We start from the raw sequence: 15758 nt of genomic DNA on the forward strand, positions 1-15758 counted from the left end.
TTGACGAAGTGGCAAACTGCCAGGCAAGCTGTGCGGTACTTGTGTCCGATCTGTTTTAACTGATAGAGTAGAGCCATGTTCGACATCCTTGTTTATCTCTACGAGACTTATTACCGTCCCGATGCTTGCCCGGAACCGGCTGCGTTGGCCAAGAAGCTGTCGGCTGTTGGTTTTGACGATGTCGAGATTTCCGAGGCATTGGTCTGGCTCAACGACCTGACGGCCATGGCCGGCGTCGAGCAGTCGCTGACGGCCGCCTCGACCGGCACCCGCTTCTACGTCGAGGAGGAGCAGGACGTGCTCGGCACCGCCGCGATCGGCTTCATCCAGTTCCTGGAATCGGCCAAGGTCTTGTCTCCGCTGCAACGTGAAATCGTTGTCGAGCGGGCGCTGGCGCTCGAAGAGGCACCGGTCACGCTCGGCAAGCTCAAGGTCATCGTGCTGATGTTGCTCTGGAGCCAAGGCAAGGAACCGGACGCGCTGATGTTCGACGACCTGTTCGGCTCGGACGAAGACCAGGCGCCGCGCCTGCTGCACTAATAAGAACAGCCGGCGCGCCCGCCGGCGACCGTTCTCCGTTCCAAAAAGCAACACATTCACCGCTGCCTGGCCATGCGTCGGCGAGATGTCACGTTGATCCGCCGCGCGGTTTGCTTGCAGTCCTGCCGACAACCCGCTTATCATTTGCGCTTTGACAAGACTGTCACACTCCGGCCTTGCCATCGGCGGCGCAAAAGTGCAGACTGCGGCGCGATCCATGTATGATGCGCATGCTGTACCCACCCCAAGTGTTAAAAAACGAGATACGAAATATGACGAAAACCCTCATCATCGCCGAGAAGCCTTCTGTCGCGAACGACATCGCGAAGACGCTTGGCGGCTTCACCAAGCACGATGAGTACTTTGAATCCGACGAGTACGTGCTGTCCTCCGCCGTCGGCCACCTGCTGGAAATCGCCGTGCCGGAAGAGCACGACGTCAAACGCGGCAAATGGAGCTTCGCGCACCTGCCGATGATCCCGCCGTACTTCGCGCTCAATCCGATCGCCAAGACCGAGGCGCGCCTCAAGGTGCTGAACAAGCTGATCAAGCGTAAAGACGTCACCACCCTCATCAACGCATGCGACGCGGGCCGCGAAGGGGAGTTGATCTTCCGTTTGATCGCCCAGAACGCCAAGGCCAAGCAACCGGTCAAGCGCCTGTGGCTGCAATCGATGACGCCCGGCGCGATCCGCGAAGGCTTCACCCATCTGCGCTCCGACGAGGAAATGCTGCCGCTGGCCGACGCCGCGCGCTGCCGCTCGGAAGCGGACTGGCTGATCGGCATCAACGGCACCCGCGCCATGACCGCGTTCAACTCGAAAGAGGGCGGGTTCTACCTGACCACCGTGGGCCGCGTGCAGACGCCGACCTTGTCGATCGTGGTCGAGCGCGAAGAGAAGATCAAGAAATTCGTCGCCCGCGATTTCTGGGAAGTGCGCGCCGAGTTCGTGTGCGCCGCCGGCGTGTATGAAGGCCGCTGGCTCGACACCAAGTTCAAGAAGGACGAGACCGATCCGGAGAAGCGCGCCGAGCGCCTGTGGAGCAAGGCCGCCGCCGACTCGATCGCCATGGCTTGCCGCGGCAAGCAGGGCATCGTCACCGAGGAAGCCAAGCCGACCACGTCGATGGCGCCGGCGCTGTTCGACCTGACCAGCCTGCAGCGCGAGGCCAACTCGCGCTTCGGCTTCTCGGCCAAGAACACCCTGGGCCTGGCCCAGGCGCTGTACGAAAAACACAAAGTGCTGACCTACCCGCGTACCGATTCGCGCCACCTGCCGGAAGACTACATGCCGACCGTGCAGCAGGCGCTGGAAACGGTCAAGGAAAACCCGAACTACCACCAGTTCGCCAAGCAGATCCTCGACAAGGGCTGGGTCAAGCCGAACAAGCGCATCTTCGACAACACCAAGATCTCGGATCACTTCGCGATCATCCCGACCACGATCGCGCCGAAGAACCTGTCCGAGCCGGAACAGAAGCTGTACGACCTGGTCACGCGCCGCTTCATGGCGGTGTTCTTCCCGCCGGCCGAGTTCCAGGTCACCACCCGTTATACGGAAGTGTCCGGCCATCAGTTCAAAACCGAGGGCAAGGTCATGACCAACCCGGGTTGGCTGGCGATCTACGGCAAGGAAGCGTCGACCGACGACGACAAGGAAGGCAACGCCAACGGCAACCTGGTGCCGGTCGCCAAGGGCGAGAAGGTGCTCACCGACAAGGTCAACGCCAACGGCCTGGTCACCAAGCCGCCGGCGCGCTACACCGAGGCGACGTTGCTGTCCGCCATGGAAGGCGCCGGCAAGCTGGTCGAGGACGACGAGCTGCGCGACGCCATGGCCGGCAAGGGCCTGGGCACGCCGGCGACGCGCGCGGCCACCATCGAAGGCTTGCTGACCGAGCGCTATCTGTTGCGCGAAGGGCGGGAATTGATGCCGACCGCCAAAGCGTCGCAGCTGATGACGTTGCTGCGCGGCCTGGGCGTGAACGAACTGACCGCGCCGGAGCTGACCGGCGAATGGGAATACAAGCTGTCGCAGATGGAAAAGGGCAAGATCTCGCGCGAGGAATTCATGCGTGAAATCGCCCAGATGACGCAAGTCATCGTCAAGCGCGCCAAGGAATACAACAACGACACGATCCCCGGCGATTACGCCACGCTGACGACGCCGTGCCCGAACTGCGCCAGCGTGGTCAAAGAGAACTATCGCCGCTTCGCCTGCACCAAGTGCGATTTCTCGATGAGCAAAACGCCGGGCAGCCGCCAGTTCGAGATCGAGGAAGTGGAGCAGTTGCTCAAGGAACGCACCATCGGTCCGCTGCAAGGTTTCCGCTCGAAGATGGGACGTCCGTTCGCGGCCATCCTGCGCATCGTGCGCGACGAGGAAATCAAGAACTTTAAGCTGGAGTTCGACTTCGGCCAGAACGACGATTCGGAAGACGCGGAAGCGGTCGACTTCACCGGCCAGACGCCGTTGGGGCCTTGTCCGAAGTGCGCCGGCGGCGTGTACGAGATGGGTCTGGCGTATGTTTGCGAAAACAGCGTCGCCAAGCCGAAGACGTGCGACTTCCGCAGCGGCCGCATCATTCTGCAGCAGGAGATCTTGCCCGAGCAGATGGCCAAGCTGATCAACGAAGGCAAGACCGATCTGCTGCCGGGCTTCGTCTCGCAGCGCACGCGCCGTCCGTTCAAGGCCTTCCTGGTCAAGGGCAAGGACAACAAGATCAGCTTCGAGTTCGAGGAACGCAAGGCCAAGGCGCCGGCCAAGGGCAAAGCGGCAGCGGTGGCGGACGAGGGCGCCGACGGCGCCGCCGCCGAAGCGGCGCCGGCCAAGAAAGCGCCGGCCAAGAAGGCCGCCGCCGCCAAGGCCGCGCCAGCCAAGAAGGCTGCCGCCAAGAAAGCGCCGGCTAAAAAGGCCGCGCCGAAGAAGGCCGCCGCGACCGCCGAGTAAGCTTCGGCAGGCTGGCATAAAAAAGGACCGTCGAAGGTAACTTCGCGGTCTTTTTTTTATCGACTTCGGTCCGGTTTGGATTAAACTATTAACTTATTCGTTAATAGGTGAATTTCGTGGAACTAGATCGTGTATTTGAAGCCCTGGCGTCCAAGCCCCGAAGGCAAATCCTGGCCTATCTGTCTGCCACCGAGCTATCCACCTCGGATCTGGCCGCGCGCTTCGACATGAGCGCGCCAGCGATTTCCCGCCATTTGTCGATACTGGAAAACGCCGGCCTCGTCACCAGCGAACGCAAAGGGCAGTTCGTGCTCTACAAGTTAAACGCGGACAGCCTGGTGAACACCCTGACAGGTTACGCGCTGGAAGTTTGCCCGGTCGGGGCGCCGTTAAAACGGGAATCCCGCGCCCTCGGTAAGAATAAGAAAACCACTTAATCGGCCTCCATCGAAAGGAGTTGTCCATGCCCGCGTTTTCCAGTATCGACCAACATCGCGTCCGTGCCATGGATGCGAATAGCGTTGTGATCGGGAGGGTCGTCTACTCGCCGTTGAAGTCGCTATGGCTCCTGGGGATGGCCAGCGCGGCGCTCATTGGCGGCATCGTGACTTTCACGCCTGCCGCGTTTGCGTTATTTCTCGCATCGACCGCGCTCGTGCTGCTGTTCGGTCATTCTTTGGGCAGCCACCGCAAGCTGATACACGATAGTTTCCAGTGCCCGAAATGGCTGGAGTATGTATTGGTCTACCTGGGCGTCCAGGTTGGCTTGGCCGGACCGCTAGGTTTGCTGCGACAACATGAGTTGCGCGATTACGCGCAACGTCTGCCCGCCTGCCACGACTATCTACGTCATGGCCGCTCCGCCTGGGTGGACGCATGGTGGCAGCTGCATTGCGAACTGGTTCTGGCCAATCCGCCACGGGTGCATCTCGAGCCGCGCATCTCAGAGGATAAGTTCTACCGTTTTCTGGAGCGGACGTGGATGCTGCAACAATTGCCGATCGCCGCGTTGTTGTTTGGTTGGGGCGGCTGGTCGTTCGTTTTCTTCGGTACTTGCGCGCGTGTCACGGCCGGCGTGTTCGGCCATTGGCTCATCGGTTACTTCGCTCACAATCATGGCGACATGCATTACGAAGTGCGGGGCGCGGCGGTACAGGGACGCAACATCCGTCTCACGTCCCTGTTGACGATGGGAGAGTGCTGGCACAACAATCATCATGCGTTTCCAGGTTCCGCCCGCCTTGGCCTGAAGGCGGGCGAGTGGGACCCCGGCTGGTGGGTGCTGAGCATGATGCGCTGCACCGGATTGGCATGGAACCTCAGGCTGCCGGAGGATTTGCCGGAACGGCAGGAGTTGATCGCCCTGGAGTATCGCTACCGTCCGGTGTCGCACGGGGATAGCGGTTTTCTCACTTCAAATCGTCCGTTTCAAAGTAGACCGTGCCGGTGATGGCACTGGCGGGAACGTGCAGCGCGTCGGCCAGGGCCCGATCGGAGGGCTGCCGAAGCGCAGGCTTGGCCAGCGCGATGGCTGCGGTCGGCGCGCCGCTGGCGGCGGTATAGGCCACGATGTGGTCGAAGTCCGGCCGGCTGTCGATTTGCTTGACCAGGTAGCGCTGCCTGCCGCCGCCGAGCTGCATATAGCTGGCGCTGGCGTTGGCCTTCGCCGCCGGCGACAACCGGCGGAACATGATCACCTTGTCGACCACGATGGTGGCGGCCGCGTATTGCGTCAAGCCGCCGCGCTCGAAATGGCCTTGGACCAGGTCGGCCTGGAACCGGCGCAGCGGCGCGGCCGATCCGGGCGCCAGGCGCGACAGTTCAAATTTCTCGGGCGCGATGGTCCACAACACGGTCTTGCCGTCGAGCCGGGCGCGCAGCGCGGCATCGGTCGCCGGATCTGCCACGCGCACCCGCAGGATCACCTGATAATCGTGCGGCGCATGAAACAGCGGCAGATGGGACGCGTATAGTCCCTCCTTGCCGCCGAACAACGCCATGCCATGCTGGCCGTGGGTGGCGTCGGCCGCGCCTGCGGCGCCGGTGGCCAGCGCCAACGAGAAGAGGGCGGTGTTGCACCGCTGGTGAAAGGTCGTCATGCCCACGATGGTAAGGGGTCCGGCGTCGCGGGTAAAGGCTGTCGGAATTACTTTTTTGACATATTTAACGACCTGTTATCACAATTCTTTATTACAGCAGTAAATTAATTGCTGTGCTAAACTATTGATTCTTTGGGGCAATTTCATCCTTCTGCCCGATTCGCGGTTCTCAAACGTCGCACCGCTTCTTAATTCCAGATACTGCCCTGACGGGCGATTTTTACCATGAAAAATTTGAAAATCGGCACCCGCCTTGCCGCAGGCTTCGGCTTGGTCCTCGCCATGATGACTTTGATGACGGTGATCGGCATCACGCATATGCAAGACGTGGCCGAGGCGACCCGTGACATGATGCAACAGCCGCTGGCCAAGGAACGCATGATCAGCGACTGGTACCGGTTGATTCATACCAGCGTGCGCCGGACGTCGGCGATTTCGAAGAGTTCCGATCCTTCGCTCGGCCCGTTCTTCGCCGAGGAAACGGCCGCCTCCACAGCCGAAGTCAACGGCTTGCAAAAGAAGGTCGAGCCGCTGCTGGAGACCGAACAGGAAAAAAACCTGTTCGACCAGATGATGGCCAACCGCAAACGCTACCTGGCGTCGCGCGACACCATCGTCAAGCTGAAGAAGGAAGGGCAGCTCGAGCAGGCCAACGAGGTGCTCGACCAGCGCTTCACGCCGGACGGCAAGGCCTACCTGGGCTCGCTGAGCGGCTTGCTCGACATGCAGCGCAAAAGCATCGACGCCAACGCCGCCGAGATCGAGACGATCTATCAAAACAGCCGCCGTTTCATGATCGTCTTCGGCCTGGTGGTGCTGGCGCTGGGCGTCGGCTGCGCCTGGCGTTTGACGCGCGGCATCACGGTGCCGCTGAACCGGGCGGTGGACATCGCCGTGGCCGTGGCCAGCAAGGATCTGACGTCGGCCATCGAGGTCGGCGCCACCGATGAAACCGGACGCCTGCTGCAAGCGCTGCGCTCGATGAACGACGGCTTGATCGGCATCGTCAACGACGTGCGCCGTGGCACGGAGAGCATCTCGACCGCGTCGGGCGAAATCGCCGCCGGCAATATGGACTTGTCGGCCCGCACCGAGGAACAGGCCTCCAGCCTGGAAGAGACGGCCGCGTCGATGGAAGAGTTGACGTCGACCGTCAAGCAGAACTCGGACAACGCCCGCCAGGCCAACCAGCTCGCGGTCAAGGCGTCGGAAGTGGCGCAGCGGGGCGGCTCGGTGGTGGCCGACGTGGTCGACACGATGGAAGCGATCAGCGGTTCGGCGCGCAAGATCGTCGACATCATCAGCGTGATCGACGGCATCGCCTTCCAAACCAACATCCTGGCCTTGAACGCGGCGGTGGAAGCGGCGCGCGCGGGCGAGCAGGGCCGTGGTTTCGCGGTCGTCGCCAGCGAGGTGCGCAGCCTGGCGCAGCGCAGCGCCACGGCCGCCAAGGAAATCAAAGCGCTGATCGACGACTCGCTGGAGAAGGTCGACGCCGGCAGCACCCTGGTCACGCAAGCGGGCATGACGATGAGCGACGTGGTCGACAGCATCCAGCGCGTCACCGACATCATGGGCGAAATCAGTTCGGCCAGCCACGAGCAGAGCGCTGGCATCGAACAAGTGAACCAGGCGGTCATCCAGATGGACCAGGTCACGCAGCAGAACGCCGCGCTGGTGGAGCAGGCGGCCGCCGCCGCTGCCTCGCTGAACGATCAGGCCGATGACCTGAAGGCCATCGTCAGCATCTTCAAAGTTGCATAACCGAGTTTATTGCGCTTGCAGCTCGACGTTGACCATGTTGTCGTCGGGCTTGCGGTCGATGAGCTTGTTGTCGGGGTCGATGCCGGCCTTGGCCGGGCGGCCGCTGACGATGACCGTGTAGCTGTTGTCCTTGCGGTCGATGAGTTTGCGCTCGCGGAGCAGGCTGTTGCCGTCCTTGTCGTCGACGCCGATGTCGATGTAGTCCTTCAACGCCGCGTCCCGCTCCTCGCCCTGGTCGTTGGCGCGCACCTTGGCCGCGCTGACGACGAAGCTGACCTCGTATCTGCCGTCGCCGAGCTTGCGCGCCGTGGCCGATACCCCGTGGTTTTCATATAGCACGATGTGGTTGAAGAGGTCGTCGATCAGGTAGGCGTACTCCGGCGGCGTGATGCCGCGCAGCGCGTCCACCAGCACCGAGACGCTCGGATACGGGCCGCCGCTGCGCCCGTGTTTGGCCAGCAGCTCCTTGAGCGCGCCGTTGATCCTGGCCTCGCCGAGAATGTCCTGCAACTGGTACATCGCCAGGCTGCCCTTGCGGTACTGGATGTAGTTCTGGTTTTCGTTGTCGGCCAGCGGCAATTCCTTCTTGCGCTCGAGCGCGCGCCCCAGCAGGTATTGGTGCAGGTCATAGCTCAGGAAGCGGCGCATCTTGCTGGCGCCGAAATTCTTCTTCATCACCATCAGCGCCGAGTATTCGGCCAGCGTTTCGCTCAGCACGCTGCCGCCGCGCGTGTTGCCGGCGACCAGCTGGTGGCCCCACCACTGGTGCGCCATTTCGTGCGCGGTGACGTAGAACGGGTAGTCGATGTCCTTCGGATTGCCGTCGTCGACCTTGGCGATGAAGCCCAGCGATTCGGCGTACGGGATGGTGTTCGGGAACGATTGCGCGAACGTGGCGTAGCGCGGGAATTCGACGATGCGCACCAGCTTGTGCTGGTACGGACCGAAGTTGCGCGTGTAGTAGTCGAGCGATTCCTTGATGCCCTTGTTCATGCGCTCGAGGTTGTACTCGTGGCCCGGGTGGTAGTAGATCTCGATGCCGACATCCTGCCACCAGTCGCGCTTGACCAGGTAGCGCGCCGACTGGAAGGCGTAGAAGTTCAGGATGGGCTGGTCCATCTTGTAGTGGTAGTAGTGCCGCCCCTTGCTGCTCCAGTCCTTGACCAGCGTGCCCGGCGCGATGGCGATCTGGTCGGCGCTAGTGCTGACGATGGCGTCGAAGCCGATCCAGTCGGCGTCGTTGCCGCTGAAATTGTTGGCCAGGCCGCGGGCGTCGTCGCGCGGCAACATGCGTTCGCGCGCGGCCAGCTTGTGCTTCTTGCGGTCGCGCGCGTCGCTCAATTCCTTCTCTTGCTGGTAGCCGATGTGCGGTAGCACGCCGTTGTTGAAGAAGGTGCCGTTGTGGACCACCGGCGTGTCCTGGCCCATGCCGAAGATGCCCTTGGGGACGTAGTCGACCTCGAACTCGAACGCGATCCGCGCGCCCGGCGCCAGCGGCTGGGCCAGCTTGTAGGTGTAGAAGCCGAGGTCGGTGTCGCGCAGGCCCGCGCGCACTTCCTGGCTGAAGCGCGCCTGGTACCCGGTGGCGTCGGCGTCCTGCTGGACGATGATGTCGCTGACCGGCTGCGCGGTCTTGTTTTGCAGCACGTAGCGGCCCTTGACCTTGAGGCTGCGCTGCGCCGGCGTGATGGCGACGTCGAGCTTGACGTCGGTGATGCGCGGCTGCGGCAACGCGGCGTATTGCTTGTACTTGCGTTCGTAGTCCGCGCGCTCGGCATCCTTTTGATAGGTCGACTTGTAGCAGTTGACGATGTGCGTGTTGTAGAGCAGTACCGCGCCGGCGCCGGCGAAGACCAGCGCGCCGGCGGCAATCGCCGTCAGCACCGGCCTGGTCAGCGCGTGGCGCGCCAGTTGCATGCGCTGGCGCCAGCCATCGTTGGTGCCGCGCGCCCAGAACAACAGCGAGCCGACCACCAGCAGCAGCGCGGCGCCGCCCCAGTAGGCTTCGAACCAGCGCTCGCGCGGCAGGAAGTGGCCGTAGCCGTTCATAGCGGAATAAATGAAGTGCGGCATTTCGCCGTAGGCCACCAGCGGCTGGCTCACGCCCATCGACACCATGGTCAAGGTGGCGACGTAGAACAGGATCATCGCGAAGTAGGCCAGGTAGCGCTGGTTGATCAGCACCTGCAGCGCAATCGCCAGCACCGCCGCCAGCGCGTAACCAGGCAGCTGGATCAGGAACAGCTGGTGCAGATACAGCCCCGGTTCCAGATTGAAATAGCCTTTGCAGATCTGGATCGTCATGCCACACAGCATGACGACACCCATCAGCAGCGCCTGCAGGCCGATCAGCGCGAACAGCTTGGCCATCAGCGGCAGCCAGCTCGGGATCGGCAGCGCGTCGAGCATCTGCGCCATGCGCGCCTCGCGCTCGCGCCACACCAGCTCGCCCGCGTAGAAGGTGGTGATCACCAGCATGAACAGCTCGAACGTTTCCGTCACCGAGTCGAGGATCAGGTAGGTGGCCGGATAGGTGTTGGTGCCGAACATCGAGCCCATGTCCAGCGCGCTGGCGAACATCATCAGCACGCCGGCCAGCACGATGACGACGAAGTAGATGTTCTTGGTGGTTTCGCGCAGGTTCAGCCAACTCATCTTGACGAGCAGTCCGGCCAGGCTGCGCGATTTGAAGTCCGGCGTTTCCTGGGTGTTGGTCGAGGCGGCCGACAGGTGCGGCGGCGCTTCGCCCTCGCCGCGGTTGGCGCTGCCGCTGGCGCCGCTGTCGATGGTGGCGATGAAGTGGAAGCGCCAGTAGCCCAGCAGCAGGCCGGCCAGCGCGAACGACGACCACAGCACGCGGTTGAGCAGGTAGACGCCCTCCGGCCACACCATGCGCGTGTTGCGTTCGATGATGGGCCAGTATTCGGTCAGGCGCAGCACGGCGGTGGTGCCGAAGGGGTCGATCAGCGCGGCCAGCGTTTTGTAGTCGAGGTCGCGCGCCAGGCCGGGGGCGACGATGTAGCCGATCAGCATGACCACGCTGCTGATGTAGACCGGCAGCATGCGCCGCGTCAGCGCGGCCAGGATGAAGAAGACGGCGCCGAAGATGAAGATGTTGGGCAGGATGACGACGAAGTAGGGGATCAGGTAGCCCAGCGGACCCGGCAAGCCCAGCCGCTCCGGGTCGATGCCCGGCAGCATGCTGCCCAGCCAGGCGCCGAGGATGATGCTGGTGAAGATCACCGCCAAGGTGAAATAGGCGCCGAGGAAGCGGCCGAACATGTACTGGTGCTTCTTGATCGGCGCGCTGAAGAAGAAGTGCTGCATGTCGTACTCGAAATCCTGCTGCACCGAGCGGCCCATCATGGCCGCGATCACCACCACGCCGAGCGAGCCGAGCGCGCTGACGGTGAACATCAGCGAGCGCGGCGAATTGATCGCCAGGCTGCCGAAGGTGACCTGGGCTTCCTTGAAGAAGCCGCCGGCGGCGGCCATCCACAGCAGCGACAGCGACAGGAACCCGAGGAAGTAGACCCAGGTCGACAGCAGCTTGAGGCGCTGGCGCGCTTCAAAAAAGGCGATGGCGAACATGCGGCCGCCTTAGTCGCAGGTGGCGGCGGCTTGGTGGCGGCCGGCGATGGTGGCGAAGTAGACATCCTCGAGGTCGCCGATGGCCTCCTCGAAACCGTCGCCGGGGTCGTTCTCGCTGTAGACGTGGATCAGCGTGCGGCCCGACAGCAGGCGCGACGAGATGACCGGGTGGCGCAGCTGGAACGATGGCAGGTCGCGCTTGTCGATGAAACGGGCCCAGATCTTGTCGCTGACTTCGTGGATCAGTTCCTGGGTCGGGCCGCACAGCAGCAGGTGGCCCTTGTTGATGATCGCCATGTTGGCGCACAGGTCGGCGACGTCGCTGACGATGTGGGTCGACAGGATGACGGTCTTGTCCTCGCCGATGTCCGACAGCAGGTTGTGGAAGCGCACCCGCTCTTGCGGGTCGAGGCCGGCGGTCGGCTCGTCGACGATGATCAGCTTGGGATCGCCCAGCAGCGCCTGGGCGATGCCGAAGCGCTGGCGCATGCCGCCGGAAAAGCCGCCCAGGCGCTGGTGGCGCACGTCGAACAGATTGGTTTGCTGCAGCAGGCCGTCGACCACCTCGCGCCGGCGGTTGCGGTTGGACAAGCCCTTGAGCTCGGCGAAATGGTCGAGTAGCTCGTAGGCGGTCACCTTCGGATAGACGCCGAAGTCCTGCGGCAGATAGCCGAGCAGGCGGCGCACTTCGTCTTTTTCGTCGAGCACGTCGATGTCGTCGAGGAACACCGAGCCGGAATCGCATTCCTGCAACGTCGCCAAGGTCCGCATCAGGGTCGACTTGCCGGCGCCGTTGGGGCCGAGCAAGCCGAACATCCCGGTGGGGATGGTGAGCGAAATATTGTCCAACGCCACGACGCCATTGCCGTAGGTTTTAGACAAGTTGCTGATGCGTAATTCCATGCTGACTCCTGAATGATTCTGCCGCTGTACAACCAGCATTTCTGCACGGCCATACACTTTTCACATGATGGCATTGTATTGAAATTGTTCTATACATGGGGCGCCATTGCGATGGGCGGCGGAAACGGCGCGCCAGACTGCTCAAACGGCCTACCAGAACGCCGTCCCTGCGGACTTGCTTGAATAGACAACTTGTCCGATTCAATACCATTGTTGGCATCAATTCCTGAACAGCACCGCCTCGCGGTTGAACCACCAGCGGCACAGCGCGAGCAGGGCGCCGGCGGTGACCGTAGTCGACAGCATGATCACCGACAGCATGCTGTAGTCCATGGTGCCTTTGACCAGCTCTTTCATTGCCAAGGAAACATTTGTCAACGGCACCATGGCCCATTTCCAGTTCATTTCCACGCCGGGCAGCAGCGCCGCCAGGGTGGGCAGGATGGTGACGATCATCAACGGCGAGATCAGGCCGGACGCCTCCTTGTAGCTTTTCGCGTACACCGAGATCGACAGCAGGATCGAGGCGAACATGGCCGCCGTCGGCACCAGCATCAGCGCCACCATGGCCAGGTCGAGCAGGCCGATCGAGCGCGCCATCTGCGCCACGTCGCCGCTCATCAGCGACTCGCCGAAGATCAGCAGTGCGCCCAGGCTGGCGATCATCAGCAGCGCCGAGGTCAGGCCCACGGTGAACAGCATCAGGAACTTCGCCAGCACGATGCTGGTGCGCGAAACCGGCGCCAGCAGCAGGGTTTCCAACGTGCCGCGCTCCTTCTCGCCGGCGCCGGTGTCGATGGCCGGATACATCGCCGAGACCAGGCACACCATCAACAGGATGTAGGGCACCAGGCCGCCGATCATGGCGCCGGTCTGCTCGCGCTTGTCGGCGGTCGAGTGGTCCTCCAGCTTGATCGGGTCGAGCGCGAAGCGCAGCTGATCCTTGTTCAGGTTGAGGGCCGGCAGCGCCAGTTCGCGCACCGCGTTGTTGTGGCTGCCCAGCACCGCCGTCACGCGCTTGCGCGTCATGTCGATCGCCGAGGCGCTGTTGTAATGCAGTTCGATCACGCCTTGCTGGTGCCGCGCCAAGGTGCTTTCCAGGTCGGCCGGGATCACCAGCGCGAACTTGATGCGGTCGTCGCCGATGGCGCGCTTGATCTCGCCGGGACCGGTCAGCACCACCTCGCGCAAGCCTTTCTCTTCGGCGAAGCGGGCGGCCAGCTGCGGCGCGTGGTCCTTGCCGAAGATGGCGTAGGTCATTTGCGCCTGGCTGGCCTGCTTGAACATCGTGGTCGACAGCATGCCGAAGCCGGTGAAAATCAGCGGCATTGCGATGACCGGCACGAAGACCGTGAAGAAGAACGTCTTGCGGTCGCGCACCAGTTCCAGCAATTCCTTCAGATAAATGGTCCACACGGCTCAGTCTCCCCGGTTGATGACGCCGACGAACGCGTCGTACAGATCGGCGCTGCCGCCCAGGTGGCGCAAGGCGTCGACGGTGCCGTGGAAGGCGGTCTTGCCGTGATTGATGATGCAGACCCGGTCGCACAGTTTTTCCACCTCGTGCAGATGGTGGGTGGAAAAGATCAGCGGCACCCGCAGCGCCTTGTAGCTGGCGATAAAGTCGAGCAGCACCTTGGCGGCCATCACGTCGAGGCCGGTTGTCGGTTCGTCGAGGATGACGATCTTCGGCTCGTGCACGACGGTGCGGGCGATCGAGCATTTCTGTTTCATGCCGGTGGAGAGCTGGTCGGCGCGCTTGTTGCCGTACTCGTGCATTTGCAGCAGGTCGAACAGCTCGTCGCAGCGCCGCTTCAGGTGCTCGGCCCGCATGCCGTGCAGACGGCCGAAGTATTCGACGTTCTCGCGCGCGGTCAGGCGGCCGTACAGGCCGGTGCTGCCGGACAGGAAGCCGATGTGCTGGCGCGCCACGAGCGGATTGTGCAGCAGGTCGACGCCGTTGGCGTGGATGCTGCCGGCGTCGGGCTTGAGCGCGGTCGACAGCAGGCGCAGGGTGGTGGTCTTGCCGGCGCCGTTGGGGCCGAGCAGGCCCAGTACCTCGCCGGGCGCGCAGCTGAAGCTGACGTCGCGCACGGCGTGGAACCAGCCGTCGTGATCGCGCGGATCGAGCGCGGGAACCGCCTGGCCGGTGCGCGAGGGCAAACGGAAGCGTTTGGCCAGGCCTTTTACCTCGATCATTTCGCTGCCCTTTGCTGTTCTTTTATTAAAGATTTCAAGAATAGCATGTAAAAATTCTGGCTTGCAAGCAAGTATGGCGGCAAATGTCTTGTTATAGTGATGATATGGAGACGCGTATGAATGCTCAACTGCAGGAAAAAATACTCGCGGTGACCCACTGCGGCGTCGACCGCACCGAATGCACGGGTTTCTTCCGCGTGGCCCTTGGGCTGTATTACCTGGCCGGCCTGATGACCAAGGAAACGCTGGATTTCAAGGTGTTGGACCGCGATTTCAACCGTTTCATTTACCACACGATCGGCAAGGGCCACAGCATCACCAGCATCCTGCAATACATGAGCGGAGAGAAAGTGGTGCGGGTGGTCGAGTCCAAGCGCTTCCTCAAAGCCTTTTCCGAGCATTGCACCGATGTGCCGGTCGAGAACATCCCCTTCCTGCTCGGGTTGAATCTTGGCGTGGCCAAGGATATCTCGAAGATCGACGTGCGCGGCCCCGTGGCCGATTACATCGAGCGGCAGCGGCAGCTGCGCGAAGAGACGGACGCAAACTAAAACGCGCCTCTATAATGGTGGTTTTGACGAACCACGAACCGCTATGGCCGCCTTCCACCACACTCCATTGGACCGTTTTATTGCTGATGCCGACAAGGCGCTGCGCGTGATCGCCGGCGTCGCCTCGGCGTCGCGACCGACGCCGGGCCTGCATGCCGATGACGGCCAGCTGAGCGAGGCGGAACAGCGCCACAGCGCCGGCCTGATGAGGGTCAACCACGTGGGCGAGGTCTGCGCGCAGGCGCTGTACAACTCGCAGGGCCGCTTCGCCAAGACGGCGGAAATGCGCGCCCAGTTCGAGCAGGCGGGCAGGGAAGAGGAAGACCATCTGGCGTGGACCGCGCAGCGGCTGACCGAGCTGGGCTCGCACACCAGCGTGCTGAATCCGTTGTTCTACGCCGGCGCGTACGCGCTTGGCACGGTGGCGGCGGTGCTGGGCGACGCCCGCAGCCTGGGTTTTGTGGTCGAGACCGAGCGCCAGGTGGAGGCGCACCTGGCCAGCCATCTGGACAAGTTGCCGCCGCAGGACGCCAAGTCGCGCGCGATCGTCGAGCAGATGCGCATCGACGAGATCGAACACGGCGCCGCCGCGCAAGCGCTGGGCGCCGCGCAAACGCCGGCGCCGGTGCGGGCCGTGATGTCGGTGATGGGCAAGATCATGACCAGCACCGCGTATTACATTTGAGGGGCTTTATTCGACTTCGATAATTTCGAACGAATGCGTGATCTCGGCCATCTTGCCCAGCATGATGGAGGCCGAGCAATACTTATCGTGCGACAGCGAAATCGCCCGCTCCACCGCCTCCGGCTTCAAGCCCTTGCCGGTGACGACGAAGTGAAAATTAATCTTGGTGAACACCTTGGGATCGACATCCGCGCGGTCCGCCTTCAACGTGCATTCGCAGCCGCGAATATCCGCGCGGCCTTTCTTCAAAATCAGCACCACGTCATACGCCGTGCAACCGCCCGTGCCGAGCAGTACCATTTCCATCGGACGCGGCGCCAGGTTGTGACCGCCGCCTTCAGGCGCGCCGTCCATGTTGACCAGATGGCCGGAACCGGTCTGGGCCAAAAAACTCATGCCCGACGGGCCATTCCAGCTGACTTTGCATTCCATCATTCTCTCCGTTAAAAATCGTTGTCCGTATTGTAAAGGAGTC

General features: G+C 62.6%; 13 protein-coding genes. 7 read left to right on the top strand and 6 right to left on the bottom strand.

From position 1 onward, the window contains the following. Positions 1–75 precede the first annotated feature (75 nt). The 4 genes from MRBLMU1_RS16800 (at position 76) to MRBLMU1_RS16815 (ending at position 4941) form a co-directional block, all read left to right on the top strand. Entirely contained in the window at positions 76–540 is a 465-nt protein-coding gene (locus tag MRBLMU1_RS16800) for a DUF494 family protein (RefSeq protein WP_363503369.1), read from the top strand. 272 nt (positions 541–812) lie between these two features. Further along, positions 813–3491: a DNA topoisomerase III gene (locus MRBLMU1_RS16805; RefSeq protein ID WP_363503371.1), complete on the top strand. Its 2679-nt coding sequence runs from the start codon at positions 813–815 to the stop codon at positions 3489–3491. Between the two features lie 116 nt (positions 3492–3607). After that, positions 3608–3928, top strand: a complete 321-nt coding sequence (locus tag MRBLMU1_RS16810; RefSeq protein WP_363503373.1) for a metalloregulator ArsR/SmtB family transcription factor — start codon at positions 3608–3610, stop codon at positions 3926–3928. A gap of 26 nt (positions 3929–3954) precedes the next feature. Then, on the top strand, positions 3955–4941 hold the full coding sequence (locus MRBLMU1_RS16815) for an acyl-CoA desaturase (protein WP_363503375.1): 987 nt from the start codon (positions 3955–3957) through the stop codon (positions 4939–4941). On the opposite strand, the gene MRBLMU1_RS16820 is transcribed toward MRBLMU1_RS16815, so the two are convergent. After that, positions 4901–5590 (bottom strand): hypothetical protein, encoded by a 690-nt coding sequence (locus tag MRBLMU1_RS16820; protein WP_363503378.1) that lies wholly within the window; start codon positions 5588–5590, stop codon positions 4901–4903. The genes MRBLMU1_RS16815 and MRBLMU1_RS16820 overlap by 41 nt on opposite strands. A gap of 225 nt (positions 5591–5815) precedes the next feature. On the opposite strand from MRBLMU1_RS16820, the gene MRBLMU1_RS16825 reads away from it, so the two are divergent. Next, positions 5816–7354 (top strand): methyl-accepting chemotaxis protein, encoded by a 1539-nt coding sequence (locus tag MRBLMU1_RS16825; RefSeq protein WP_363503381.1) that lies wholly within the window; start codon positions 5816–5818, stop codon positions 7352–7354. Positions 7355–7360: 6 nt separating this feature from the next. Here MRBLMU1_RS16825 and MRBLMU1_RS16830 read toward each other — a convergent pair whose 3' ends face one another. The 4 genes from MRBLMU1_RS16830 to MRBLMU1_RS16845 all read right to left on the bottom strand — a co-directional run bounded on the left by MRBLMU1_RS16830 (position 7361) and on the right by MRBLMU1_RS16845 (position 14047). Beyond that, a complete protein-coding gene (locus MRBLMU1_RS16830) occupies positions 7361–10945 on the bottom strand; it encodes a M1 family aminopeptidase (protein ID WP_363503383.1) in 3585 nt (1194 codons plus the stop codon). Positions 10946–10954: 9 nt separating this feature from the next. Beyond that, complete coding sequence (locus MRBLMU1_RS16835; RefSeq protein ID WP_363503385.1) at positions 10955–11848, bottom strand: ABC transporter ATP-binding protein; 894 nt, start codon at positions 11846–11848, stop codon at positions 10955–10957. 219 nt (positions 11849–12067) lie between these two features. Beyond that, positions 12068–13264 carry an ABC transporter permease gene (locus tag MRBLMU1_RS16840; RefSeq protein WP_363503387.1) on the bottom strand — a complete coding sequence of 399 codons (1197 nt, stop codon included), beginning with the start codon at positions 13262–13264 and terminating at the stop codon, positions 12068–12070. A 3-nt stretch (positions 13265–13267) separates the two neighbouring features. Next, positions 13268–14047, bottom strand: coding sequence for an ATP-binding cassette domain-containing protein (locus tag MRBLMU1_RS16845; protein ID WP_363503389.1), 780 nt, complete (start codon positions 14045–14047; stop codon positions 13268–13270). 116 nt (positions 14048–14163) lie between these two features. Here MRBLMU1_RS16845 and MRBLMU1_RS16850 point away from each other — a divergent pair, with 116 nt between their 5' ends. Then, entirely contained in the window at positions 14164–14598 is a 435-nt protein-coding gene (locus MRBLMU1_RS16850; protein WP_363503391.1) for a hypothetical protein, read from the top strand. A 43-nt stretch (positions 14599–14641) separates the two neighbouring features. Further along, the gene (coq7, locus tag MRBLMU1_RS16855; RefSeq protein WP_363503393.1) at positions 14642–15283 is read left to right on the top strand and encodes a 2-polyprenyl-3-methyl-6-methoxy-1,4-benzoquinone monooxygenase; all 642 of its coding nucleotides are present in this window, start codon (positions 14642–14644) and stop codon (positions 15281–15283) included. A gap of 6 nt (positions 15284–15289) precedes the next feature. Here coq7 and MRBLMU1_RS16860 read toward each other — a convergent pair whose 3' ends face one another. Then, positions 15290–15715: an OsmC family protein gene (locus tag MRBLMU1_RS16860; protein WP_363503474.1), complete on the bottom strand. Its 426-nt coding sequence runs from the start codon at positions 15713–15715 to the stop codon at positions 15290–15292. Positions 15716–15758 lie beyond the last annotated feature (43 nt).

Source organism: Burkholderia sp. LMU1-1-1.1 (assembly GCF_040675865.1).
In the GTDB taxonomy this organism is placed as follows: domain Bacteria; phylum Pseudomonadota; class Gammaproteobacteria; order Burkholderiales; family Burkholderiaceae_D; genus Rugamonas.